This window comes from uncultured Dubosiella sp. (assembly GCF_964018005.1).
Taxonomy (GTDB): domain Bacteria; phylum Bacillota_I; class Bacilli_A; order Erysipelotrichales; family Erysipelotrichaceae; genus Dubosiella; species Dubosiella muris.
The window spans coordinates 1-25,360 of the sequence record NZ_CAXHOA010000017.1; the positions used below are offsets into that span (position 1 = coordinate 1).

The following is a 25,360-nucleotide window of genomic DNA, read 5'->3' on the forward strand; positions in this document are numbered from 1 at the left end:
TCATTTTGATATCAACTCGGTCCTTTTTTTATTTCGGGAGCCGGATATTTTTTTACTTACCCGTTACAGCCCCTTTTATGCCACTAACGCCATTGCCTGTTTGAGAACCGGATTGGTTTTGTTCCACTCCTCATACAAGGACATGCCTCGCTCCGCTTCCATTCGTCCCATCATGTCGCTGACGTCTTCCTCATAGTCATTCCCCAGCATTTTCACAAACGGAATCAAATGGTTAAAATAAAATTCGACTGCCTGATGTATTTCCTGGTCGCAGCTTTTGGTGATGTACAACTCGAACCCGTACTTGTCGATTTCCATCATCATCTTTGCGAGATAGATCTTACCTTCAGGACCGGAAAAGCTCCTGTTATCCATACTCTTACACCTTCTTTACTTCTTAGGTCATTTTTATCATGAAATACTTTGAAAAAATTTTCAAGAAATGTCCGGAAGATGCCGCTTCGACTACCTTTTATTCCATCAATCCGTTTCAAACAAAAACGCCGCGAACGCTTCGGGAATGCGCTCGCCCATCTCGTAATACGCGCGCTGCAGCTTCGGCTTGTCGAAAAGGACGAGCCGGCAGCCCTCGTATTCCACCTCGTTGAGCCGCATCAGCGTGGCCAGGACCCGGACCTCGTGAATCGAGTCGTACTGTTTAAAAAACGCGTAATAGCGCGAAAGCGCCGGTTCGCCCACCGGATACGGATCCGATTTTTTCGTACGTTCGATCAATTCCTCCTGCGTGATTTGTTTCATCGTCGATCTCTCCCTTCTCTGGATGCCGAAATCGTCCGGCACCGCTTCCATTTTCTCCATCCCGCCGTTCCTAGCGCCGTAATCGTTTCGACAAGCAGGATCCCAAGCGCCAGAACGCCCGCGATCGTGAGGGTTTCCAAAAACAAAACGAGCGCCTCGTACGGATCGTTCGTGATGATTTCAATCATCATATCGTACATCGTGCCGCCCGGCACCAGCGGAATCAGGGCGCAGACGATAAACGACGTAACCGGCGTCTTCATTTTCCGGGCCAGCACTTCCGCGATGACCGTGAACGAAACCGCGGCCCAAAAGTTGGCTTCCAGATCCGTCAGCAGCATCGCCCGGCAGCATTCGTACACGAATCCGCCCATCGCGCCATTCAGCCCAGCTAAAAACAGCTTGCGCTTTTGCTTGATGTTGAACAGCACCCCGAACCCTAGACTCGCCAGAAAAGAGCCAAACGAGCCAATCAAAATTTCATGCATCGCCTACCTCCATATGTACAAAATAAACCCGGCCCCGATCGCGATGGCCGTCGCGCACAAAAACGCCTCGGCGCCTCTGGCAAGCCCGGAAATGTAGTCGGTTGCGATCGTGTCGCGAATGGCGTTCGTAATCGCCAGTCCGGGCACCAGCAGCATGATGCTGGAAATGACCATGACATTGATGTTGGCGGCGGGCACCAGCGCGTGGATCTCGACCGCCATCCACGCGGCCACCATCGCGGAAAACAAATTGACGAGGAAGTCGCTGAGATGGATTTGGGAAAACGCCCAGCCCAGGCAACGAATCACGATCCCGATGCAAAAAGAGGCGATCATTTCCTGCACATTGCCGTCGAAAAAAATGGCGAATCCTAACGCCCCGATCGCGCCAAACAACGTCGTCGTCCAAAACGAGTACCGCTTTGTATGCTCGATTTCCTCAAGGCGCTGGTCGATTTGCGCGACGCTCAAGCGCCTGGTGCAACATGTCCGGGACAGCTGGTTGATTTGGTCGATCATATCCACGTTGACGTTGCGGTACTTGACGCGGGCGATATGGGTTCGCGTGCGCCCGTCCACGGTAATCGACAGCATGATGCCCGTGGCGGTCACGTAGCTTTGGATGCCTTCCACTTCGGAAAAGCTCAGTCCGACGCGGTTCATCGTTTCCTCGACCCGGTACACTTCCGCGCCGCTGGACATGAGCAAAATGCCAAGCTTCATAATCGTGTTGAGAAGTTGTTCTATATTCATGCTTCTTATGATACTCTATTTGCGGCTGAAATGGGAACTGCTTCTTGGCGCCCGTCATTGGAAAACGCGTCATTTTCTTTCTTCGAGGAAGAAGAATTCCCGTTTGTGTTATATAATAAAGAAGCCATCGCACACCGCGCGCGAACCGCGTACCGTTTCGCGTGATTCCGGTGCTTTTTTTAAAGTTTTACAGTTATTTTTGGGCGTGTGGTATGATGGAACACGCAAAGAATTAATAGAAATGAAAGGAACAGTCCATGTTTGAATATTCATTAGGAAAAACCAAATCGCAACTCGTTTTGAAACACGCGAAAGTCATGAACGTTTTCTCAAACGAGTGGATCGAACAAGATATCGCCATTCAATACGGCACCATCGTCGGCGTCGGCGCGTATGAGGGCGAAACGGAAATCGACCTGACCGGAAAATATGTCGTGCCGGGCTTTATCGACGCGCATATGCACATCGAGTCGACGCTGGTCGCTCCCGAGGAGTTGTCGAAAGTGCTGCTCGCGCAAGGGACGACGACCATCCTTTCGGACCCGCACGAGCTCGTCAATGTCAAAGGAGCCGAAGCGCTCGACTACGTGCTTCAGGCCGGCCGCAACACGACGCTGGACATTTACACGATGCTCCCTTCCAGCGTGCCTTGCTTCGACAAGGACACCAACGGCGCCGGCGAGTTTACGGCGGCGCAAATGAGCGCCTATATCGACGATCCAAACGTGATCGGCCTGGGCGAGGTGATGCGCGTCAAGGACGTCGTTTTGGAAGAGGAAAAAATGGTGGAAAAGCTCGACTTGTTCAAAGACAAGCCCATCGACGGCCACGCGCCAAACGTGTCGGGAAAGGAGCTGGAGGCGTACCGGTTCGCGGATATTTTGACCGACCACGAAAGCTCGACGTACGAAGAGGCGCTCGACAAGCTGCGCTGCGGCTTTTACGTGCTCATCCGCGAAGGAAGCCAGGCGAAAAATCTCGAGCCAATCGTCAAAGGGTTTCTGGCGCACGGCATTCCGTTTACCCGCACCGCCTTTTGTACCGACGACCGGCATCTGGACGACATTTTGAACGAGGGACACATTTCGCACTGCATTCAAAAAGCGATCGCGCTGGGCGTCGACGAGTTTACCGCCTACAAAATGGCGACGCTACATCCGGCGACCATTTACGGACTGCGTCGCAAAGGCGCCGTGGCGGCGGGCTACCAGGCGGATCTGGTCGTTTTAAACGATCCCAAAACCGTGGCGATCGACTGCGTGTACAAAAACGGCCACAAAGCGACGCTCAAACATTTAAAGGCGATCGAGCCGAGCGAGGATTTGCTGCATACGGTTGTCATTCCGGAGGTATTGAAGGAAGACATTCAAATCAAGCGCCGGGATAAAAACCACGTGATCGAGGTGGAGAGCGACTCGCTGCTGACAAAGCATGTGGAGGAAGAGGTGCCCGGATACGTGTATTTTGAGCCGGAAGCCCCATACAACAAGGCGGTCGTCGTGGAGCGTCACGGCAAAAACGGCAACATCGCCACGGCAATCCTGAAGGGATTCAACTTGACGCAAGGCGCGATTGGCTCGACGATCGCCCATGATTCCCACAACATGATTCTCGTGGGGGACAACGACGACGACATCCTGCTGGCGACCAAGACGCTCGAGCACTTCCAGGGCGGCTACGTGCTCGTGCAAAACCACGAGGTCAAGCACATCATCCCGTGCCCGATCGCGGGATTGATCAGCACGCAAAAAGCCCAGGTCGTCTCCGGCTTGCTGAAGGAGCTAAAAGAAGACGCGCATAAGATGGGCGTGCCGGCTTCCCTGGATCCGTTTCAGGCGCTTTCGTTTTTGGCGCTGCCCGTCATCCCGGAGATCCGCCTTTTGGATGGCGGCTTGTACGATGTCGTGCAGGAACAATTTATCAAGCCTTAGTATTTCTTAGGAAAAGTCAAAAAAACTTGATCAAAAGATCAAGGTTTTTTTGTGTTTGCGTTATAATAATGACATGAAGGAAAAGAAGGATGACACAAGAGATCCTTTGTATAAAGAGATCTCCTTAAAAATTATTGACTTTATGATTGAGCAGTACTGGCAGGAAGGAGACAAGATCCCAAACGAATACGAACTGGCGCAAGTGTTTCATGTCGGCCGGGGCACCGTCCGAAAGGCGATCGCCGAACTTGTGCGGATCCACATTTTGGAAATCCGGCGCGGCAAAGGCACGTTTGTGTGCGAAAACCTGCATTTTCACGACGAGAAGATCCGGGAGGCGTACCACGCGATGGAATACGACCGGGGCTTTATTTGTTGCAGATTCGCGCGCTTATCGAGCCTTGGGCCGCGAAGGAAAACAAATTGTCCGCCCCGGTGCGAAGCGCGTGGCTCGCCTACGAAAAGGCGGACGGAGAACAACGAATGGAGCAGGACATCGCTTTTCACGAGGCCATTTTGGCTTCGACGGCCAACCCTTTGTTGCCGCAGCTCAACCGGTACGTTTCCGACTCGATCAAAGCCATCGACGACGCGCGGCCGGACGAGGCGTTTTTCCGGCGGGTCCAAAAAGAGCATCGGCAAATTTGTGAAGCGATCGAGGAAGGCGACCACGATTTGGCTTACGCGCTTGTCCTGGCCCATATCGAGCACGACAGCGAGTTTTTAAAGGAAGCCAAACACGCTATTTTATAAATGGAAAACTTTCTCTATATTCCTATTTTACGCGCCTCTTCAGGCGGGGAGGATGTCACAGGTTTAGCTTGTCTTCCAGCCGGTCGAGATTTTGACGCTTGGCGTCCATGGAAAGATGCACGTACGTGTCCCATGTGATTTGGCAGGAGGCGTGGCCTAAAATTTCGGACAACGCTTTGATTTCCACGCCGGCTTCCACGCAGCGGGTCGCGAACGTGTGGCGCAGCGTGTGGAAGTGGATGCCGTCCATGCCGCAGTCGCGCAAATACCGCTTGAAGTAGTTTTGCAGCGTTCTCGGTTCCATGTAGCGTTCGGCGCAGCCGGTCAAAACATACGCTTCGGGATCGTCCGGCCTGCACATCGCGCACAAAGATCGAAGCGGACGATTCAAAGGAATGATCCGGGTGGAGGCAGCGCTTTTGGGCGTGGAAATGACGACTTTTGTTTTTTTGCTTTCCTCGGGATGGCCGCGTAGCCGAATCATCGTGTTGGAAACGACAAGGAGAGAATCCGCCAGGGAGATATCTTTCCATTGGAGCGCGCAAATTTCTCCGATTCGCATCCCGGTCATGAGCGCGAGCAGCGTGCCGAATTTGCACGGATCGAGGTCGGCGCGCAAATACTCGATCAGGCGGGTTTGCTCCTCTTCGCTGAGCACCCGGGCAGGCGCTTTGTCGTCGCGGGGAAAGACGATTTGAATGCGGCGAAGACGGGGAAATCTTTTGGCCGCGTAGGCGAGGATCGAGTTTAAAATGGACAGGATGTCCCGGATGGTTTTGACGCGTAGCCCTTTGTCGAACAGCCCGGCGGTGAAGCGGTCAATGTGCTCGTCATCGAGTGCCTGAATGGAAACCGGTCCTAGATCGGCGCGGATATGGGCGTTGATCGAATACACGTATTTGTCGTAGGAAGCCGGCTTGACATGGAGCGCTTTGTGCCGCAGCCACTGATCGCACAGGTCGGCGACGGTTTTGGCGCGGATGGGTTTTGTTTCGATGCCCATCTCGATGAGTTCTTCCATTTCCCTTCGTTTTTTGAGCGCTTCCGCGTATGTTTTTCCATAGCAATAGCCGTACTGGATCTGGCCGTTGGCCCTGGTGCGGGGATAGCGCGCCTCCCATCGGCCGTCTTTGCGCTTGTAAATGTTGTTTCCTTTTTTCATATCGAAAAACCTCCTTGTGTCTGATTTCTTTGTAAACCAAAAGCTTCCGGAAGTTCATCTTTGTTTTCAGGAATTCGCCGTTTTTGCCGCGTGCGTCCAAACTGGTGTCAAAAAAAGACAAGGCGTTTTTTGCCTTGTCCGCTATGCCCTTTTATTTTCCCGAGCTGCCAAGTTTTCCGTCCTTGCGCTGCGATTCGATTTGATTGAGCGCCTCCATCGAGATTTCCTCGCTCTCGACTTGTGGCATCACAAGCATGACGCCTTGCGCCACCGCTTTCTCGTACGGATACACAACCACTTCCTTTGGCTGCTGCGCGATGGCGTTTTGTTTGACGATGCGCAGTGGTTTTGGATTGAGATTGGTTACCGGCGCCATGTACTCACCGCGATATCCGGAGTCAATCACGCCGCATCGCTGCGCGATGCCCCGCGTTCCTGTCGATCCGCGTTCTTTCAGGATCATCACATAGTTGCTGTCGAACGCCGAAGCGACGCCCAGGGGCACGAGCTTAGTTTCCCAGGGACCGATTTCCAAAAAGTCCTCGTCGAAACAAGGATACAAATCATATCCCGCGTCTTCGATTCGTTTTGTTGGAATGACCGCGTGCGGTCTTACTTTTGCCCAGTATAAGTGCATCATTGAATTCCCTTTCTGTTTTTTATTCGTTTTCAAGCGCTTCCTTGTAACGCGGCGCGAGCCGGTCCACACTTTCGTAGTCCAAATCCGCGCCGGATGGCGATGGCACATACTCGACCGGAATGTTTTCCATGAAGTTGGATTCGTTCAAAAGCCGTTGCGCGCCATGGGAAACGCAAATGATTTTTTGAATGGACGGATGCGCCTGCAAAAAGCCGTTGATATCGTTCAGCACGATATCGCGCATCGTGTCTTCCCGCGACATGTGACGCAGGCAGGACTTCACGACCGACCAGATCGCAATGCCATGCGTCTGGCAAATCGCCAGTTTTTCCTCGTCGGAGGCGTATGGCATGTTGTAAATGGCGCCCAGCACAGGCCAAAAATGGTTGGCCGGATCGCCAAAGTACATTTTGTGTTCCTCGCTCTTCACGCTCGGCATGGAAACGAGGAACAGCACTGTGCTGTTTTCGAACACGATTGGTTCCAAAGCGGTAAATTGTTGTAGTGACGTTGTATCGTACATGGCTTGCTCCTATAAAAGGTCAATGGCTTTTTGAACCACTTCGATCTTTTGGTTTGTCAAATCCAGCATCGTCTCGTCGCCGTCCTTCTGGTATTGCTCGCTTAACGCGTTCAATGCCTTCAGCTTCATTTCCAGGTCTTCTTTCGAAAACGTTTCCCCATCTGCGAACACTTCTTTCAATACCGCGTCGCCGGCTTCGCTGCCGCCGATGGCTGCTGTCAGCCGCGCCATGATTTCATTTTTTTTCATAGAAAGTCCTCCTTTGTTTCGCGTGGAAGACGATTACTCTTCGAACAATTCGCCCACCACATCGTATGCGGTCGCGCCCGTGATTTTCACGCGTGCGAAATCGCCGATTTCAAGCTGTTTCGAAGTTTGAATAATGACTTGTCCGTCGACTTCGTCCGGCGCGTCCGCTGCGCTTCGGCCCCGGTACTGGTTTTTCAAGCCTTCTTTTTCTTCGACCAGCACTTCGATCACTTTCCCTATCTTTTCCTCGTTCTTCTTTTTCGAAATCGCCTTCTGCGCCTCCATCAGCCGCGTCAGGCGCGCTTGCGCCACGTCCTCGTCCACCTCATCGGGCATGTCGTACGCGGGCGTGTCCTCCTCTTTCGAATACGTGAACGCCCCCATGCGGTCCCATTCGATTTCCTGAATGAACGCGAGAAGCTCCTCGAAATCCTCCTCTGTTTCGCCCGGGAAACCGACAATGGCGGTCGTGCGCAACGTCGCGTCCGGGAACATCGAACGGATCTTTCCAACCAGGTCGATCACGTCCTGTTTCGTGCCGCGCCGGTTCATTTTCTTTAACAGCCGGTCGTTGGCGTGCTGCATCGGAATATCAAAATACGGCAGAATCTTTTTCGACGACGCCATGACATCCAGCACCGCGTCCTCGATTTCATCCGGATACATGTACAGCACCCGGATCCAGTGAATGCCTTCGATTTCATCCACTTGTCGAAGCAGCTCGGCGAGCATCAGCCGGCCGTAATTGTCGAGTCCGTACTTCGTCGTGTCCTGTGCGATCAGCGTGACTTCCTTTACGCCGATTTTTGCCAAATGACGGACTTCCGCCAGTACTTCTTCTATTACTTTACTCTTTTGATCTCCTCGAATCAAAGGTATTGCGCAATACGTGCAATGGTTCGAACAACCGTCGCTGATTTTGACATAGGCGCTCCACGGATTGCCCGAAAGCGGGCGCTCGCTTTTCGCGAAGCTTCCCAGCCCGGCGTCGCCTAAAACGTCCTGCAGGATGCTGGCGATATGTCCGTAATCCTTGAGCGGGATGATGGCGTCGATTTCCGGGATTTGCTCGCGCAGCTCGTCTTCATAGCGCTGCGCCAGACAGCCGCACACGATTAGCTTGTCCGTGTATTTCGACATTTCAAAAATCGTCTGGATGGACTCCTCTTTCGCGGATTCGATAAATCCGCACGTGTTGACGACGATGGCGTCCGCTTGTTTGGGATCCGCGACGATTTGATGTCCGTTTTCCTGAAGCACGCCCATAATTTGCTCGGAATCCACAAGGTTTTTGCAGCATCCAAGCGAAACGAAACCTACTTTCATCGTTCTTCCTCCTTCCGATGATAAATCATCCGGTTGTCCAGCGCGAACATCCGCGGACCAAACGTTCCGGGCTGCGTCGCGTCGATGCTTTGCTTCATCATGACCATCCGTGAGTCCAGATTGTCCAGAAGCGTGAGCACTTCCGCTTCCGGAATCATCGGCAGCACCGGCGAGCCATACTCCATTTTTCCATGGTGGCTCAGCACCATGTGCTTCAGCAAAACGACCCGCTCGTCTCGTTCCAGATCCAGCGCCAAAGCGACGCGGTCGATCATGGCCGCCGCGATGCTGATGTGCCCAAGCAGGTTTCCTTCGCTCGTGTATTCCGCCAGCATTGGCGAGGACAGCTCTTCGACTTTTCCCAGGTCGTGCAGCAAAATGCCCGCGCACAGCAAATCCTCGTCCAGCCAGGGATACAGCGCCTTGACCGCTTTCGCCAGCCGCGCCATGCAAATCGTGTGGTAGGCCAGTCCTCCGACAAAATTGTGGTGGTTGCGCGTCGCGGCCGGATACGTGTAAAACTTCTCCTCGCTTGCCTGAATCACTTCTCTTGTCACGTCCCGGATGACGGGATCTTTCATCGCGTCCAGCATGCTGTCGACTTCCGCTTTCATTTCCGCTTTGGTCATTGGCGCCTCGCGCACGTAGTCGAACAAATCCGCGTCCTTGTCTTCTGTCAGTTTCCGCAGCCGAAGCTGGGCCGCGTTTTTATGAAAGATGATCTCGCCTTGCGCTTCGACAACCATGCCGACGTGGTACATCGCCACCATTTCATCGGTCAAATTCCAAAACTTGGCGTCCAGCACGCCGGTTCTGTCTTCGAGCGTCAGCGACAAATACGGGGTGTTTTTGTTCGTGCGTCCCCGGTCGCATTTTGTGATCAGCGCCTTCACGCTGACTTTTCCTTCTTCATGAATTTCTTTAATCTTCAAATTGGTCACTCATTTCCTCCAACTGCTCGTCGATCTGGCCGCTAGAAAATCCTTTGCGTAAACAGTACTGCCGAACCTTGAGCACTCTTTTTTCATCTTCCAACGCCGAATAGAGCCGCATCGCTTTTTTGAGCGCGTTGCGGCACGCCTGCTCGTCGTCTTGCTCCATGTCGATTTCGTCGATCGCGGTGTTCGCGATATCGACGGAATAGCCTTTCATCACTAGTTTATGGATGACGTTTTTGCGCTTCAAACGCGATGACTGCATTTTAAACGTGTGCTTGACGCGTTCGGCCAGCGCTTTCGCGTTCGCCAGCTCAATCGAATCGTCCAGGCCGACGAGCGCCTCGTCAATCAAGTCCGAGGCAATGCCTACTTTTTTCAACTTGGTGGTGATGCTCTTTTTCGAATTTCCCATCTCGTGCCAGTACGCGCTTTTCTCGAGCGCGTACTTTTTGTCGTCCACCCAGTGTTTTTCTTTCATTTCCTGCACAAGCTGCTCGATTTTGCCTTCTTCCAAATCGAAATGATGGCGCAAATACTGCCGCAGCTCGTACGCGGTCATATCTTTGGAAAGCACCTTGCGTTTTATGATCGTGTACGCGTGGTAAAACTCTTGCATTTCCAAATAACCGGTAATCAAATACGCGTCCAGCTTAGTGTGGAGCGCGATTTTCAACTCAAAAAAATCGTCCAGCGGCACCAAAAGCCGAATGGGTTCCGGATCGCTTTCCCGTTCCACGGTCAACTCGACAAAATCGTCTTTCATCCGGATTTTTTCCACATCGAACGTATGGCTGTAGTCGTCGATGGCTTGCTCGTATACCGCCAGGATCTTCCGTCCGAATATCTCTTTTGAGTATGGCTCGCTTTTCTCGATACACGCTGCGCTTTGCGCGTTTCGCTCCGCTTCGCCCATCGCGAAAAACGTGTCCATCTTTTTGACAAGCTCGGCTTCGTCGTCAAAATAATAGCCGGTCTTTCCTTCTTCCACGAGGTCGTACAGCACTTCGTCGCGGCGGCCGAACACGGGCAGACCGCTGGCGAGCGCCTCGATGTACGTGAGGCCTTGCGTTTCCGACAACGAGGCGGACACGAACCCGTCAAACGCGACATAGTAATACGGAATGTGATCCCGCGGAACTTTGCCGACAAAATGCACCCGGTCCTGGGCGTCGCACGATTTGGCGATGGACTGGAAATATTCTTCGTCCGTACCCGATCCGACCACGACAAGATGCAGCTTTTCGTCGCGCGAGGCGGCTACCGCCCGGATTGGCATCTCGAGCGCCTTTTCCTTGGCCAGCCGGCCGACAAAAACAAGAACGTGGTCGTCGGGCTTTAGGCCCAGGGAGGCGCGTAGCTGAAGGGCATCGTCCATTTCGATGTGTTCGGGCTTGAAGGCGTCCAGATCCAGACCGGTTGGTACGACATAAATGGGCGCGCGCACCCCGTAGCTTTCGAGCACGTCTTTGGTTTTCTGACTTGGCGCGATGACGGCCTGCACGTTGTTGCCCATAAGGCGGGTGAATTTTTTTACGACCCATTTTCCCGCTTTATCCACCCGGTCGAAATCAAACGGATTGATGTAGTGGGTGTAGTCGGCGTACATCGTATGATACGTGTACACTTGCGGGATGCCCAAATCGTGGGCGACTTGCCGTCCATAAAGCGAAACGCCAAACTCCTGCTGCGTGTGAATCACATCGAGGCGCATTTCCTCGATGTAGTCGTGGGCGAAGTTGATTGGACTGCTCATGGTGTATCCATAAAGCCGCTTCAGCTCCACGCCGGGCAGCCGCAAAATTTTTTCCTCGGCGTCCATCGTGATTTTCGCGCCCTGATGGTTAGAGATAATAAAGACGGTGTGGCCGAGCTGCTCGAGCGCCTTTCTCAACGTCACGACACTCGTCACCACACCGTTAATATCCGGAAGATATGAATCGGTAAATATTCCTATTCGCATGGTTTTTCACATTCCTTTCCTTCGATGGCGTCCCGCCGGTCGTAGTACGCTTTCGCGACCATGAAAATGACCCCACCGACCACCAATATAATATGATATGTGGACACTCTCCACAAAATCAGCACCGCGCTCGTTAACGATCCCATGATTGGTGAAAAAAGAATCGAAAACATCATTTCCGTTCCGCCGCTCGCGCCCGGAATCGGGATGAAGCTGTTGGCCATGGTCACAAAGGAGCTGAGCGCGATGACGTCGACCAGCTGGTCCATCGCCAGATGGATGCCAAGCAGCCGGGCAATGAGAAACGGCAGCGCGTACAGCATCGTCAGCCGGACTGTGTTGATCAGCATGCATTCGACGATGGCTTTTTTATCGCCCGCGAGCTTTTTGATTTCCGATGTGAAAGACGTCATCTGCAATGTCCACGATTCCAGCGTCTTTTCGGGATTTTTCAGGATTCGCAGCCGGCTGAGCACTTTCACGATCCATTGGGAAAGATGGATATAGATTTTGGGAAACAGCGCCATGGTGTACAATCCGAAGATCACGACAAAATTAACGACATAACCGGCCAGCACCAGCGTAAACCAGGCGGACTGATGGGAATAGTAAAAAAACTTCATACAAAAAAGAATCGTCACGTAGACCATCATCGTGGTTTGGTAAATGATGAAGTCGGCCCACAAAATGGAGGCGCCGTCGCTGTACGCGATTCCCTGTTTTTTTAAAATATAGGCTTGCCCGAATTGTCCGCCCGTGGCCGAAGGCGTGATGCCGGAAAAAAACGTACCGGTAAACGCAACGACGATCCCGTTGAGAACCGAGTAGTTTTTTTTGAATTTCCTTCCCAGCACGACGTACACCAGACCCCAGACGCAGGTATATAAAATCCCCCACACGAGGATGATCGTCAAGGAAAACCCGTTGAGTTTTCCGATCGCGTGGACGACCTCCTGATAGTTGTCTTTCAGGGCGAACCACAGCGCGACGATCGTGATGACGGCGATGAGAACGAAATTCCACAAGTAGCTTGTTTTTTTCATAATTATTCGTTCTTTCTATTTTCTTTTAAGTGCGCAGCTCTTTTTGTTTTTGGGCGTAAGCGTCCAAATAAAATTCCTTCCACATTTTCGCGACGTGCTCTTTGGAATAATAGTTGCTGATGAGGGCGCTCTCCTGCTCGTATTGAGCGTATAGCGCGCGATCCGCTTTGAGCGCTTCCAGCTTTTCTACAAACCCGTCGTTGTCGCTGGCGGCTAAATAATGCCCAAACAAAATATCCCGGTATAAGTCAAGATCCCGCAGCACGAGCGGAATATGCAAGTTGACGGCCTCTAAAATCGTCATCGGGAACAATTCGTTGTAGCTTGGCACGAACAGAACGTCCGCCATATTGTACACGTTGACCATTTCATTTCGTTCCACGATTCCGATAAAATGCACGTTCGCCGGCGGATTTTCCATTACTTTTTTTAATTCCTCATACCCGTCGGTAATGATGCCGAACGAAAAACCACCCGCCCATACAAATTCCATATCGGGACAGCGTTTGGCGACTTCGCAAAAATCCAGAACCCCTTTGCGGGTTTGTACCTGTCCGGCGCCTACGACGACAAACGCGTCTTCGGCGATTCCGTATTTTTTTCGTTCCGCCTTTCTGGCTTCCAGCCCAAGCGGATGAAACGTGTCTTTGGACACATAGTTCGGAATATAGTAAATCTTTTCCTCCGGGATGCCGTAGCGAACCAGATCGGGAATAAAGCTCGGGTTGACGACAACCAGACGATCCGCCAGTTTGTAAAAATTAATAATATAATGGGATGTGATTGGCTGCAAACCAGAAGGGATATTCAAACTGCCGTCGATTACCGTATCCGGCAGAAAATGACAATACGCGACTTTTACCGTTTTTTTATCCAGCATTGGAATCATGAACGCCGGATCAATCGTGTGAAAATGTTTGATGTCGGCTTTTTTGAACCAGTCGTTGATTGAGATCGTAAACAAATCGCTCGCTTCCTGGCGAAGCAGGTCCACCTGCTCCCGATAAGCCGAGCCGACCCCTTGCCCATCCACTTTATCGGCACTTGAATACATTGTGATCCGAAGTTTGTTTTGAATCATACGCCACCTCTGCTTCTTTCTATCTGTCATTATATCAGATTCTATAGTTAAAAAAACCTTACATGATTGAGTCATCCAATCAAACGCAAAAAAAAGAAAAAAGGCTCCCAACGGAGCCTTTTTCCAAGAAAGTTTTAAGAAAGGGAATTTGATTATGAAGTGAGCCTTATCTTTGGCTCGTCTATACTATATCGAAATCATCCCTCTACATTGTGTTTTAATTATGTGAAAATATGTTATTTTGCGTTACTCAAGTAAGATTTTTAATAAATTTTACCCAAGTAAACTCAATAAAAATCAAATAATCTTCATAACCAACTTTGTTTCCACGCTTGAAAAAAAGGCCCTCCAGCGAGAGCCTTTTTTTCAAGAAAGTTTTAAGAAAGGGAATTTGATTATGAAATGAGCCTTTTGCTTCAGCTCACTTGCAGTATACACCCTTCTTGCGATCGCTTTGCGGAACGACCATGTGAAATTATGTAAATACTGATATCACGACCGGCCTTGATAGCGGTCGATCTTTTTGAGCAAATTCTTTTTCCCGTTATGACGCGCCGTTACGCTAAAGACGACCATCACACCCGAAAGTACAGAACCAATCACGCCGATCCATCGAATCACTGTGCGCGTGGCCGGCGAAATATTCGGCAGGAACGCGTCGTTCATTCCCGTAAACCCCCAGACGCACAACAACAGGAACACGGCCAGCGCCACGATGCTGTTGCGCACGACATGGCCAACTCGTTTCAGCATATCGTTTTCCTGCGCAATCGCGTTTGCCAGCGCCTCCCGTTCTCGTTTGGATAGTTTCATACCAAATCCCCTTTCTAGATAAGAAAAGAAGTGAAGACAACTGCCTTCACTTCAAGCAGACAATAAATTATCCTAAAATTCCAGCAACCGATCCTACGAAAGCGATCAAAGCCATCAAAAGGAGCACCTTGATTGGCGACATACCCTTTTTAGCCTGCAACCACCAGCAGAATACGACAAACAGCATTGTAAGGATTTTCGGGAACGCGCCATCGAGGTTCGCTTGCAGCATAACCGGTTCGCCTTCCGAGTTCGTCGCGATCTGGAGCGGCGTTGTGATGTTGACCCAAGAAGCCGCCATCGCACCAACGATAACCTGACCCATAACGATTACGGATTCACGGAACGCAGTCGCTTTTTCACCAACCAGAAGCTCAACGGCCGAACCACCAAGCGAGTATCCTTTGTCGAATACGAATTTCTGGAACAAAGTCGAAGTGACATTCCATACAATGATATAGAAGATAGGACCAAGAACCGATCCGCCTTCAGCCAAACCAACCGCGATACCCAGCAAAATAGGAATGTATGTACCAACGATCAGCGAGTCACCGATACCAGCGAGAGGACCCATCAAACCGGCACGAATACCGTTGATCATTTCATCGTCGATACCTTCGGCGCCATTCGCACGAGCTTCTTCAAGACCAGCCGTAACGCCGACAACGATACAACCGATCTGTGGCTCTGTATTAAAGAACGCGTAGTACGTTTCCAGTTTTTGCGACTGTTCGTCATGCGTGTCGTACAATTCCTTCAAAATAGGAATCATCGCCCACATGTAGCCAAATGTCTGCATGTGCTCGTGAGAGAAGCACGTCAGGTTTCCATACCACCAGCGCCAGAAGGATGAATTTAATGTTTTCTTAGAAATCTTTTTCATAATTAAATATCCTCCTCTTCTTCAATCATGACAGCCGCGCCGCCTTTGCTGGCTTCGATTTTGATCATCGTCATCTGGTAGTTGATCAGGGCGAATACGCCACCGACAACTGTCGCAGCCAACAGTGTCAAATGCATTGCTGCCGCCAAAACGAAACCAAGCAGGAAGAAAATCAAATCGCTTGTTTTGTTGACAACGGATTTCAACAAGATCGCGATACCTACCGCAGGAAGAACGGAACCAACGCAAAGCAGGGCTTTGACGTACCATACCGAAACATCCAGCGATTCAAATACAGACGCAACCGCGCCGGAACCAAAGTAGCAAAGCAATGTAACCGGCAGGAAAGACAAGCAGAAGTGAGAGATTAAAGGGAACAACGTGTCGACTTTACCAACGATTTCGAAGTCGCCTTTATCCAGTCTTGCCCAACCAATGTGCTGCCAGATGAGGTTCATCATGGCCGTACCATAGAACAACGTGATACCAATCGTACCTGTCATCGCAGAAATCGAACTTGCTAGCTGGAATGCCTCGTCGCTTGCAGGGTCGATACCAGCAGCTTTGACACCTACATACGCCAGCGGAATACCGATATAAGAAACGGCACGCAAGTCGGAAGCAACAGTACCGCCTGGTGTAACCAGAGCGATCCACATCACCTGCATCGGAATACCGATCAAGATACATCCGGAAACATCCCCAAGAATGATTCCGACGATCATCGAGGCAACGAGTGGTCGGTTCAACGTATAGTTACCAACCGTCGTACCAAGACAAGCGATTGTGGAGGCAGCAGTACAAGATACCAAACCGATTAAAATAGCTTGAAATAAACTCATAAAACTCTTCTCCTTTTTTCAACTCTTGTTTTTATCTGAACACGGTTCTAAGCTCTCACCCTTAGTAACCGAATTTAGATCTGAATTTAGGCCATTCGCCAATCGAAGTTTCCTTCAACAACGCGAATTCAACCGTGTAGCCCGCGTTCGTGATGGCTTCCAGCGCATCCGCTTCCTCTTGCGTGATACTCTGGTTCTGTCCCAGTTTCGTCGCTCCCGGACGATCGTTGCAAGGACCGATAATCAAACGTTTCACATCGCTAGGCACAAATCCCATATCCACGAGAATCTCTTTCATGTCCACTGGATTTTTCGTAATCAGGAAGTAGCGTTTTGGAGAGTTCAGCACTTTCTCCTGTACTTCCTTGAAGTGGTCTTTCGTCCAGACGAACACTTTTTTATCCGTACTTGCCTTAAACGACTGCGCAAGCACCGGCGTCGTTGCCGCTTTGTCGTTAACGGCAATGATTCCATCGCAAGGATATTCCTTGGACCAACGAGTAATGATCTGACCGTGAATGATTCGGTCGTCAACACGCATAAAACTAATCATTTTTCTGTCCTCCTATAATGTTTTGTCTGTGTGTTTATTCAACGCTATGCGTCAAAATCGTTTTTAGAGGTCGTCCTCGTCGTCGTTTCCCTTTACGACAAACTCGGTCAAACCAGCTTTTCCTTCGCTAAGCAGCGTGTCTTTCAACAAGCTCAAATCGTCGAAGTTGTCCTTCATCAAAACCGCCGTAATCGCCAGCGGCATGTTCATGCCCGCGATAACCAGCGAATCCTCCAGCATTCCTTTTTCATCCAGAACGCTCAACGCGTTAGTGAATGGCGAACCGCTCAAAATGTCGGCAAGCAAAATCACCTGATCCTCGCCGGCTTTCAAATCTTTCACCAGTTCCCGGAAGTTTTCCGCGAACTCATCCGCGCTCATATCCGCTTTTAAACTGGTGGACAATACGTCATCGCGATCGCCGGTCATCATTTTTACAGCCGAATGAAGTCCCGGAGCAAACTCACCATGGCTAACCATCACAACATATTTCATAATCTGTTCCTCCCATAAAGTTTACTAAGGTCAGTATATAGGTATACCATTTAAGATGCAAGCGTTTTCTGGACATTTTATTGGTTTTTCTCCCATATTTCTCCATATTGTGAATCATTTTTCCAAAATAAAATGTTATAATATTGGTTTTTGAACACTTTTTTCTCCCAAAATTCACATCCCCGTTCAATCCGTTGCCATATATTTTGGTATATCATTTACCACTATATAAAAAGATGCCACATTCAATGTGGAATCTTTCAAGGCATTTTGGACGCGGATTCCCCTATACGACACTTCGCTTTCTTTACAAGCCCCAGTATTCCACAAGATCGCGCCAGTCACTAGTGATATTTGTCATCACTTTCTCTTTCGAACAAAAAAAGACGCCACAATCACTGCGGCATCTTGTAGTCGATCACATATCGTTCAAATCCATTCACGCAAAGGGTGTTTCCAATCCGGCATTCCCGCGCGTGGTCGCCATAGTTCAAATGCACATGCCCATACAAAAACAGTTTGGGCTGGTACTTTTCAATCAACTCGTTAAACACGCGAAATCCTTGATGGGCCCAGTCCTTGCCATCCTGGACGCCAAAAGCCGGCGAGTGCGTCACCAAAATGTCAAACCCCTTGTTTCGGAACAGCGGATACCAAAGCCGGCGCACCCGTTTTGTCATTTCCTTTTGCGTAAACTGCCAGCGGGTCCCGTTGTATTTGTGGCTGCCGCCCAGTCCCAAAATTCGCACGCCTTTGTACGTAAATATTTCATCCTCAATGCAAATGCAGCCTTCCGGAGGCTTTTGATCGTATTTTGCGTCGTGGTTGCCGTGGACATACAAGACCGGACCGCGAAACACCGTCGCGATGAACGTCAAGTAGTCTGCGGGAAGATCGCCGCACGAAATAATCAAGTCGATTCCCTTGAAGGTTTCCGGCCGGTAATATTCCCACAACAGTTTGCAAGGCTCATCGGAAAGGACGAGGATCCGCAGGCTAGTCATGGGACTGCTCCCGCAGCGAGTAAATGCCGTAGCGGCTAATCAGCTTGCGGGCGTCTTTGGAAAACGCGTCCAAATCCGGAATCGTTCCCACCACGTTGTCCAAAAGCCAATCCATGTCCGCGATATCATCAAGCGACATGTTGTGCGCGTCCTCGTTGCGAACCACGCCTTGCTGGTCAATCATTTCCGTCGAAAACAAGTTAAACTCGCCTTCCGCCATATGCTCTTTCATCACCTCCACCAGACGTTTCGTCTGTTTTGGCAACGTATCCGCCAAAACGAGGTCGATCATAAAATTGCTCAGCCCCCACCAGTAGCAAATGGACTCGCTGCCGTGGCGTTCCACTTGCTTAAACGACCCATTCAGCACGCTGGTCAGCAGCTGCTTGTAAAACTCCCCCCAGTAATACTGGCGTTTTGCCAGATGCATATACGATTGCGACTTCACATCGTATAAGCCATACGTCTTCGCCGAGTGGATGAGCGGATTGATTTCCTGGCTCGTAATGTACATCAAGTCCGCGTTTCCCATCTCTTCGCCTTCCAGCATCGCGTGATTTGTCGTCGACCAGTCCAAGTACACCTTCGCCTGCGGATCCACCATCCGGGCCCCGAGCGCGAACGCGTTGATGTTGGAAATCATGCCGTAAAACGGATAGTCGGCGATATAGCCAATCGAGTGGGTGTCCGACAAAATTCCCGCGATCATTCCATTTAAAAACTGCAGTTCATACAACCGGGCGTAGTATGTTCGCAAATGCCCGGTCCGCGTATTTAAAGAACAATTCAAAATCTTGAGTTTCGGGTATTTGGCCGCCATCATGATGCTGCTGCGCAGCATCGTCGGACTCGTCGTGAAAATCACTTCCGCGCCCCAGGCGATCGCTTCCTTGATCCGTTCCAGTTCCTGATCGAGATCATCCGCCTCGAAATACCCTTTCGTTTCGATTTCATACGGCATCAAATCCTGCACATACACCTGGCCGTCGTGATGCATCTTCGTCCAAAACGAGTCTTCTGGCGAACGGGAGTAAATGAACGCCGCCTTCAACGGCTGCCGCCGGCCCAAAAGCCGCCGCTTCAGCTGCTGGTCCAGCGACGCGGTTTCCAGCCTTGTTTCCAGCTTGTTTGGATAGGCGCGCAAGTCGTCCTCGATTTGGCGCAGTTCCCCCAGCAGCTCCGATCCGCTTTTTTCCAAAAAGTTTTCCACATCGTAAATTTCCAAATACAGCAAAAACGCGTCCCCGACATCCAAATGCATGTCCTCCGTCTTTACCTCGTGGAAAGCGCGCTCAAACAAGGCGTATTCGCTTTTGAGCTGCTTTTCCTGTTCGGCATCGAGCTTGTAGTCTTTGGGCAGCCCTAAAAGCTGGGCCAGCCGCGCATAGCCGCCCGCCTCGTTCAAGTGGATAAAATCAATGTTGTGCGTATGGGCGAAATCCAAGTACGCGTAATACTGTTTGGATTTTTCCGACTCGTCCCTTGGAGGCAAGATCCGCGTAATCGAAGCGAGAATCGTTTTCCCTCCTAAATATTTCATGACGGAAACCCGCTTGTTTCCTTCCTCCACATAATATTGATGCATATATTCGTACACCTGGATGGGATCGCGCAGCCCTTCCTCGATTTGCGCGTCGTACAAACGCATCCATTTGTTCGCGAATTCGCTGTCGGGTTTGAGTAGCGGCAAAAAATCTTTTCCAAACGCGCTGACCCTTCCTTCATTTTTCATTCCGACAATTTGATCAAGCGGAATTTCTTTTTGTCCGACCCGTTCTTGCGCGTAAGGAACGGATGGATCCAGTATTTCATCCAGGACCGGCGGCGTATCGCCTTCCCTGGTTTCTCTTTTCGCAAGTTTTCGCGCTTTTTCGTACGCGTCCGCAGCTTCCACTGACATAAAACGCCTCCTTTTGTGTTTTATTGATTCCATTGTACCCGTTTTGAGCTCGTTTCGCCTCCTCCACTGCCCGCGCGCAAAAAAAAAGACACCGAAGTGTCTTAGACGTGAAAATAATGCTGAATGAGTAAAACGAGCACCAGCAAGACGATAGGAATGATCACGAACATGGAATACCCTTTGACAAACTTGACCTCCAAAGCCTTGTATCCAAGATCGTCATAGTAGTATCGTTCGTCACTCGTCTGCCCGACGACGCCTTCCTCGACCAGATTGGCAATCGTGTACGCCAACGTTTTCGTATGGAGCGGCAAATCTTTGAACGCCGCCACCGGCACTGCCGTTTTGTCATCCAGCGCGTTGCGCTTTTTTAACGTTTCAAGAACCATCGAGGCGGCAGTCGCCCGCGGTCCCGCTTTTCTTTTTCTAGACATCGTTTCCCCTTCTTTCCTGCTCCAGCGCTTCCCGGACGCTTTGGATTCGATAAGCCGCCTGCGCCTGAACCGACGGGTGCGCGTGCACCATCACGTATGTCCGCTCCAAGACCCGGAAAAGCGGCACGTCGTTTTCCCCGTCGCCCGCGAACGCGATCGTATGCGGTTCGATGGCGAATCGCTCCATGAGCTGATGGAGCGCGGCCGCCTTGTCGCACCCTTGCTGTGTGATTTCGACATAGTCCACCGACGTTTTCATCACGCTGAGCGGCGCGAACCGCTCTTTTAACCGCGCCAGCACACAATCGGTCTGCCGGATATCAGGCACATACACGCTGATTTTTGGCACCTCGTGTCCGGCTGCCAGCAAATCAAAGACGTCCGTTTCGGAAAAATGCGCCAGATGCGCCTGTTTTTGTTTGGCTATCGGCAAGTCAGCCGCCCGAAAGTAATGCTTTCCGTTTTCCAGCGTCACAAACGCGATCAAATCCCGCTCCTTCGCGAGCGACTTCATCACGGAAGCCGCTTCTATGGACGACAAAACGGAAACCGCTACGGTTTGGCCCTGGCAAAACAACGTGGCCCCGTTGCTGGCGATCAAACAGTCCGGCACGATGCCAAACGCGCCCAGCAAATTTTTGCAATATGTTAAATCCCGTCCGGTCACCAAGCCAAACTGGTGTCCATCCGCCTGCCAGCGACGAATCGCCTCGATATCTCTTTCATCCATTCGACGGTCGTATGTGATCAGCGTCCCGTCCACGTCCGATAAAAAAAGCATCAGTGCTTTCTCCTTTTTTCCTTTCTTTCTTTTTTCTTTGCCTTGTACTCGTTGAAACGAACCCGGATTTCCTCCCCGATTCGCTGCGACACTTCGATCACATCACCATTCTGAAACAAGACTTTGATGTTCTTCACGATCCCTTTCCGCTTTTCAAGCGTGACAATCATCCGGTACCGGTAGTATTGGGTGCCGATAAAAAATCCATCTTCGCTGAAAATGATCGTTCGATGCATCCACATTTCCAAAGTCAAGCCGGCGAACACGATCGCGATACACAAATACGCCACCCGATACAACAAGATTTGCGCCATATCGTCCGTAAAATGCTGCGCCAGCAGCGCCATCGCGATACAAGCGACGGTCATGACGACCAGAAGCGCGCACTGCCACTTCCCGTACCGGCATTCCACCGCGTCTTTGTGCGTTTCAAGAAACGCCTTGGAATTTTTTTTATACAGCGAATATTCCTTTCCGCTTTTTACGAGGCTGTACCCTACGTAAAGCACCAGCGCGATCGAGACGATCCACTGCAATGCGTTATTCATTTGAAACATACTGGATTTTCCCTTCTTTTCAAAACATTATACCAAAAACAAGCCGACATGCCACTCCCCATTTGGGAATTTTACAAGGCGCAAAACGCCGATTTCCCTCCTTCCAAAAGCCGAGCGCGCCAAAAGTAAAAAAGGGCGCCGGCCAAAAGCCATTCACCCTTTTCGTTATTGTTTTTGTATTGTGTTTTTGCGTTTCAATCCACGTTTAATGACTTGGAAAAACGTCAACGATTTCAACATTCGATCCGCGGGAACATAATTTTTTATCGCTTTCAAAACTTTCAACGGTTCTTTCGAAGCGAATGTGTACATTCCGTTGTGCTTCGTGGAAATCGCGAACCGCGGGATCCATTTTCCTTTTCTATAGACAGAAGCGGCGACATAATCCACTTCCTCCCACGGAATTTGAATAAAATCCTTTGGATTGCGGTCATTGTAGTATTCGAACGCTTGGTCGCCAACCATGATCTTTCCATAGGAACCCAGTCCTAGAAAAGACGTCGCCTTCTCGACCAAATCGACTTTTGTATTTTTCGATTGAACACCGACACTCATCGTTCCACCTCGCCATGCTGAATTCGTGCGAATCCGTTTTTACAGTAAGCCAATCACGTGTCCCAAAATACCGATAATGAACAATCCGATGATGATCACGATCGGTGAAACGTTCTTCTTCAACAGCCACATGCAGAACAATGTCAGCAGCAGCGGAACCAGTCCCGGAATCAGCGAGTTCAAGTTGTCCTGAAGCGTGGTGACTTTGAACGGATCCAAAGCCAGACCCTGGCCTTGCTGCGTCAAAGCTTCACGAATGCCATCTACGCCCGGATCAAGCGTTGCCCAGTCGATGAACGCGCCATCCGAAAGCTGAACCGTCGAAATAACCGGTTTGAAGTTGATCGTTACCCAGCGCTCAACGAGCGATCCGAGGACGAACATACCCAGGATGGAAGCGCCTTTTGTGACTTTCTGAAGCAAACCGCCCGACAAGTCGTCGGTAATCTTCATACCAGCCTGATAGCCGAATTCCTGCGTGTACCACATGAACGCCCAGCGGATAATGTTCCATGCCACGAAGAAGATGATTGGTCCAAGCACGTTGCCGGACATCGCCAGCGAAGCGCCCAGCGCGCCAAGCATTGGACGAACCGTGAACCAGAATACCGGGTCACCGACACCGGCCAAAGGACCCATCATGCCGACTTTCACACCGTTGATCGTCTGGTTGTCGACATCGCTTCCGTTCGCGCGGTCTTCCTCAAGCGCCAGCGTAACACCGATGATCGGGCTCGCCACGTAAGGGTGCGTGTTGAAGAACTCGAGGTGGCGCTTCAAAGCGGCCGCCTGGTCCTCTTTATTTGAATACAGTTTGCGGATCGCCGGGATCATCGAGAAACAGAACCCGCCGTTCTGCATCCGCTCATAGTTCCAGGAACCTTGAAGGAAAGTGGAACGCCATGCCACGGACAACCGATCTTTTTTGGTCAATACGATTTTATCTGCCATGTTTCGTTCCTCCTATTCGTAATCGTTCAAAATGTCGCCCAGCGGATCGCCAGTCGCGCCGGCACCCGATGCCGCCGCAGCCGAACCACGGTCATACAACGTCAAGTAAATCAGGGCGAATGCCACGCCGATCGCACCAAGAGCCATCAGCGTCAATTCGGAAATCGCCGCCAAGCAGAAACCGATCGCGAAGAAAGGCCAAACCTCGCGCGTCGCCATCATGTTGATAACCATCGCGTAACCAACCGCAACGACCATACCGCCGCCAATCGACATACCGTCTGTCAGCCAGTCCGGCATCGACTGAAGGAAGTTTTGCACGACTTCAGCCGGAATAACCAGAAGGAACGCAGCCGGAATCGCGATACGAAGACCTTGCATACAAATCGCGATAACCTGCCAAACTTCGATTTTTTTGAAGTCCGCCGTTTCCGCCGCGTGATCCATCACGTGAACGATTGGAACGGCCAGCGTACGGGCAAGCATCGTCAGGAACAAGCCGGCAACAGCCAAAGGGATCGCAACCGCGATCGCCGTGTCGACACCGCCGACACCTTGTCCGCCCAACACGAGAATGATCGCACTGGCAACAGAAGCCAGCGCCGCATCCGGCGCGACCGCCGCACCGATATTCGCCCAGCCAAGGGCAATCATTTGAAGCGTTCCGCCCAGGATGACGCCCGCTTCGAGTTGTCCGCTTACCAACCCGATCAATGTGCACGCAACCAGCGGCTGATGGAACTGGAACTCATCCAGGATACCACCCATACCCGCGAGGAACGCGACGATGATGATCAGGATCATTGTCAGGATATTCATTCAATGTTTCCTCCTATGTTATTTCGTTTTCAATTCTTCTTTTGCTTTCTTCAGCAAGTGGTCAATGTTTTCCGGCGAATCGGAAGGCACTTTGCGGACATCGAAGTCCACGCCGAGCTTACGCAGTTTCTCGATCGTTTCCACGTCTTTCTTATCCATGGCGATCGCTTTATTGACAACGACTTTTCCTTCCGAGTGCGCCATCGAGCCAAGGTTCAGCGTTTTGATATCCACGCCACCCTCGATCGCGCGCAGCGCGTCTTCCGGCGTTTCAAACAAAATCATCGCTTTCGTATCCCCGAAGCGAGGATCCTTCACGACTTCGCACATTTTCTTAATTGGCACGACATTGGCGATAACCCCCGGAGGCGCCGCCTGTTCGATCATTTTCTTCCGCAGCTTGTCATGGGCAACAGCGTCCGAAACGACGATGATTCGGTTCGGCTGCGTCGTTTTTGTCCATGTCGTCGCGACTTGTCCGTGAAGCAGACGCGTGTCGATTCGGGCCAAAACGAATTTGATATGTCCGTCTCCCAAAACGGTTCCTTCCGGAATGGCGCCGCCTTTCACGCCCGCTGCCGGCGCGGCTGCCGCCGCTTTTTCCTCTTTCGGTGCCAGGCTTTCCGGCTTGATCATCACGCCGTCTTTTGCCGCCTGCATAACGTGCGTCGCAATTTCCTGCGCGCTTTCCATGCTCATGCGCGCCGCATACGACTCGATGAGCATTGGCAGGCTCAGCCCGGTTACGATCGCCCAAGTCTTTTCGTGTCCTTCGAACAGTCCATTGGCCTGGTTGAACGGTGTTCCTCCCCAAAGATCAATCAGAAACAATACTTGTTCCGGATCTTCGAAGGATGCGATCGCGTCTTCCATCTTTTTACGAATATCGTCCGGTCCTTCGTGCGGCATCAAGGTGCAGGCAACGACGTTCGGCTGTTCGCCGAAGATCATCGAGCCGGATTGTTTGATCCCGTTCGCGAATTCTCCATGGCTCGCAATAATGATTCCGACCATAATTCTTTCTTCCTCCTGTGTTTCGGCCTTTCTGTAACGCGTATTCAGAAAAGCCACTTTTATAAATCAACGTTGTAAAATGAGGAAATCCCTTACATTTCGAGGGGATTATATCATTTACATATTTTTGCGTCAATTCTTTTGACCGGCACA

30 protein-coding genes are annotated in these 25,360 nt (G+C 51.0%); 2 read left to right on the forward strand and 28 right to left on the reverse strand.

Annotated elements, in window-relative coordinates:
- Positions 1-75: 75 nt before the first annotated feature.
- The 4 genes from ABNS49_RS10900 to ABNS49_RS10915 all read right to left on the reverse strand — a co-directional run bounded on the left by ABNS49_RS10900 (position 76) and on the right by ABNS49_RS10915 (position 2,000).
- The gene (locus ABNS49_RS10900; RefSeq protein ID WP_135979087.1) at positions 76-375 is read right to left on the reverse strand and encodes a hypothetical protein; all 300 of its coding nucleotides are present in this window, start codon (positions 373-375) and stop codon (positions 76-78) included.
- Between the two features lie 105 nt (positions 376-480).
- Positions 481-759 (reverse strand): hypothetical protein, encoded by a 279-nt coding sequence (locus ABNS49_RS10905; RefSeq protein ID WP_135979088.1) that lies wholly within the window; start codon positions 757-759, stop codon positions 481-483.
- Complete coding sequence (locus ABNS49_RS10910; RefSeq protein ID WP_135979089.1) at positions 756-1,247, reverse strand: threonine/serine exporter family protein; 492 nt, start codon at positions 1,245-1,247, stop codon at positions 756-758. Before ABNS49_RS10910 ends, ABNS49_RS10905 begins: the two co-directional genes overlap by 4 nt.
- Before the next feature lie 3 nt (positions 1,248-1,250).
- On the reverse strand, positions 1,251-2,000 hold the full coding sequence (locus ABNS49_RS10915; RefSeq protein ID WP_135979090.1) for a threonine/serine exporter family protein: 750 nt from the start codon (positions 1,998-2,000) through the stop codon (positions 1,251-1,253).
- A gap of 257 nt (positions 2,001-2,257) precedes the next feature.
- Here ABNS49_RS10915 and ade point away from each other — a divergent pair, with 257 nt between their 5' ends.
- Positions 2,258-3,931 (forward strand): adenine deaminase, encoded by a 1,674-nt coding sequence (gene ade / locus ABNS49_RS10920; protein WP_348688186.1) that lies wholly within the window; start codon positions 2,258-2,260, stop codon positions 3,929-3,931.
- 124 nt (positions 3,932-4,055) lie between these two features.
- Here ade and ABNS49_RS10925 read toward each other — a convergent pair whose 3' ends face one another.
- Positions 4,056-4,250 carry a hypothetical protein gene (locus ABNS49_RS10925; RefSeq protein ID WP_348688187.1) on the reverse strand — a complete coding sequence of 65 codons (195 nt, stop codon included), beginning with the start codon at positions 4,248-4,250 and terminating at the stop codon, positions 4,056-4,058.
- 53 nt (positions 4,251-4,303) lie between these two features.
- Between ABNS49_RS10925 and ABNS49_RS10930 the strand changes: the two genes are divergently transcribed.
- Complete coding sequence (locus ABNS49_RS10930; protein WP_348688188.1) at positions 4,304-4,684, forward strand: FCD domain-containing protein; 381 nt, start codon at positions 4,304-4,306, stop codon at positions 4,682-4,684.
- 55 nt (positions 4,685-4,739) lie between these two features.
- Here the strand turns inward: ABNS49_RS10930 and ABNS49_RS10935 are convergent, their stop codons facing one another.
- The 23 genes from ABNS49_RS10935 to ABNS49_RS11045 all read right to left on the reverse strand — a co-directional run bounded on the left by ABNS49_RS10935 (position 4,740) and on the right by ABNS49_RS11045 (position 25,207).
- A complete protein-coding gene (locus tag ABNS49_RS10935; protein WP_135979093.1) occupies positions 4,740-5,846 on the reverse strand; it encodes a site-specific integrase in 1,107 nt (368 codons plus the stop codon).
- A gap of 151 nt (positions 5,847-5,997) precedes the next feature.
- A complete protein-coding gene (locus tag ABNS49_RS10940) occupies positions 5,998-6,486 on the reverse strand; it encodes a dUTP pyrophosphatase (RefSeq protein WP_135979094.1) in 489 nt (162 codons plus the stop codon).
- Positions 6,487-6,505: 19 nt separating this feature from the next.
- A complete protein-coding gene (locus tag ABNS49_RS10945) occupies positions 6,506-7,009 on the reverse strand; it encodes a DNA-deoxyinosine glycosylase (protein ID WP_135979095.1) in 504 nt (167 codons plus the stop codon).
- Positions 7,010-7,018: 9 nt separating this feature from the next.
- Positions 7,019-7,258 (reverse strand): hypothetical protein, encoded by a 240-nt coding sequence (locus ABNS49_RS10950; protein ID WP_135979096.1) that lies wholly within the window; start codon positions 7,256-7,258, stop codon positions 7,019-7,021.
- 33 nt (positions 7,259-7,291) lie between these two features.
- Positions 7,292-8,584 (reverse strand): 30S ribosomal protein S12 methylthiotransferase RimO, encoded by a 1,293-nt coding sequence (gene rimO / locus ABNS49_RS10955; protein ID WP_135979097.1) that lies wholly within the window; start codon positions 8,582-8,584, stop codon positions 7,292-7,294.
- Entirely contained in the window at positions 8,581-9,525 is a 945-nt protein-coding gene (locus ABNS49_RS10960) for an HD domain-containing protein (protein WP_289647300.1), read from the reverse strand. The genes rimO and ABNS49_RS10960 overlap by 4 nt, the downstream gene beginning before the upstream one ends.
- Positions 9,506-11,482 carry a RecX family transcriptional regulator gene (locus tag ABNS49_RS10965; protein ID WP_288341332.1) on the reverse strand — a complete coding sequence of 659 codons (1,977 nt, stop codon included), beginning with the start codon at positions 11,480-11,482 and terminating at the stop codon, positions 9,506-9,508. The genes ABNS49_RS10960 and ABNS49_RS10965 overlap by 20 nt, the downstream gene beginning before the upstream one ends.
- A complete protein-coding gene (locus ABNS49_RS10970) occupies positions 11,473-12,525 on the reverse strand; it encodes a lysylphosphatidylglycerol synthase transmembrane domain-containing protein (protein WP_135979100.1) in 1,053 nt (350 codons plus the stop codon). The genes ABNS49_RS10965 and ABNS49_RS10970 overlap by 10 nt, the downstream gene beginning before the upstream one ends.
- A 25-nt stretch (positions 12,526-12,550) precedes the next feature.
- The gene (locus ABNS49_RS10975; RefSeq protein ID WP_277820709.1) at positions 12,551-13,606 is read right to left on the reverse strand and encodes a glycosyltransferase family 4 protein; all 1,056 of its coding nucleotides are present in this window, start codon (positions 13,604-13,606) and stop codon (positions 12,551-12,553) included.
- A gap of 492 nt (positions 13,607-14,098) precedes the next feature.
- The gene (locus ABNS49_RS10980; RefSeq protein WP_135979104.1) at positions 14,099-14,419 is read right to left on the reverse strand and encodes a hypothetical protein; all 321 of its coding nucleotides are present in this window, start codon (positions 14,417-14,419) and stop codon (positions 14,099-14,101) included.
- 67 nt (positions 14,420-14,486) lie between these two features.
- Complete coding sequence (locus tag ABNS49_RS10985) at positions 14,487-15,302, reverse strand: PTS system mannose/fructose/sorbose family transporter subunit IID (protein WP_135979105.1); 816 nt, start codon at positions 15,300-15,302, stop codon at positions 14,487-14,489.
- A gap of 2 nt (positions 15,303-15,304) precedes the next feature.
- A complete protein-coding gene (locus tag ABNS49_RS10990) occupies positions 15,305-16,144 on the reverse strand; it encodes a PTS sugar transporter subunit IIC (RefSeq protein WP_288341345.1) in 840 nt (279 codons plus the stop codon).
- A gap of 61 nt (positions 16,145-16,205) precedes the next feature.
- On the reverse strand, positions 16,206-16,697 hold the full coding sequence (locus ABNS49_RS10995; protein WP_135979107.1) for a PTS sugar transporter subunit IIB: 492 nt from the start codon (positions 16,695-16,697) through the stop codon (positions 16,206-16,208).
- A 63-nt stretch (positions 16,698-16,760) separates the two neighbouring features.
- Complete coding sequence (locus ABNS49_RS11000) at positions 16,761-17,192, reverse strand: PTS fructose transporter subunit IIA (protein WP_135979108.1); 432 nt, start codon at positions 17,190-17,192, stop codon at positions 16,761-16,763.
- A 395-nt stretch (positions 17,193-17,587) separates the two neighbouring features.
- Complete coding sequence (locus ABNS49_RS11005) at positions 17,588-18,196, reverse strand: metallophosphoesterase (protein ID WP_277820713.1); 609 nt, start codon at positions 18,194-18,196, stop codon at positions 17,588-17,590.
- Complete coding sequence (locus ABNS49_RS11010) at positions 18,189-20,096, reverse strand: BMP family ABC transporter substrate-binding protein (protein ID WP_168353480.1); 1,908 nt, start codon at positions 20,094-20,096, stop codon at positions 18,189-18,191. The genes ABNS49_RS11005 and ABNS49_RS11010 overlap by 8 nt, the downstream gene beginning before the upstream one ends.
- A gap of 101 nt (positions 20,097-20,197) precedes the next feature.
- Positions 20,198-20,530: a hypothetical protein gene (locus ABNS49_RS11015; RefSeq protein WP_135979110.1), complete on the reverse strand. Its 333-nt coding sequence runs from the start codon at positions 20,528-20,530 to the stop codon at positions 20,198-20,200.
- Positions 20,523-21,311, reverse strand: coding sequence for an HAD-IIB family hydrolase (locus ABNS49_RS11020; RefSeq protein ID WP_288341352.1), 789 nt, complete (start codon positions 21,309-21,311; stop codon positions 20,523-20,525). Before ABNS49_RS11020 ends, ABNS49_RS11015 begins: the two co-directional genes overlap by 8 nt.
- Positions 21,311-21,868, reverse strand: a complete 558-nt coding sequence (locus tag ABNS49_RS11025; protein WP_288341354.1) for a hypothetical protein — start codon at positions 21,866-21,868, stop codon at positions 21,311-21,313. The genes ABNS49_RS11020 and ABNS49_RS11025 overlap by 1 nt, the downstream gene beginning before the upstream one ends.
- Before the next feature lie 165 nt (positions 21,869-22,033).
- The gene (locus ABNS49_RS11030; protein WP_135979113.1) at positions 22,034-22,423 is read right to left on the reverse strand and encodes a DUF956 family protein; all 390 of its coding nucleotides are present in this window, start codon (positions 22,421-22,423) and stop codon (positions 22,034-22,036) included.
- Positions 22,424-22,462: 39 nt separating this feature from the next.
- A complete protein-coding gene (locus ABNS49_RS11035) occupies positions 22,463-23,374 on the reverse strand; it encodes a PTS system mannose/fructose/sorbose family transporter subunit IID (protein WP_135979114.1) in 912 nt (303 codons plus the stop codon).
- A 12-nt stretch (positions 23,375-23,386) separates the two neighbouring features.
- Complete coding sequence (locus ABNS49_RS11040) at positions 23,387-24,193, reverse strand: PTS mannose/fructose/sorbose transporter subunit IIC (protein WP_135979115.1); 807 nt, start codon at positions 24,191-24,193, stop codon at positions 23,387-23,389.
- A gap of 18 nt (positions 24,194-24,211) precedes the next feature.
- Complete coding sequence (locus ABNS49_RS11045) at positions 24,212-25,207, reverse strand: PTS sugar transporter subunit IIB (RefSeq protein ID WP_288341357.1); 996 nt, start codon at positions 25,205-25,207, stop codon at positions 24,212-24,214.
- Between the last annotated feature and the right edge of the window lie 153 nt (positions 25,208-25,360).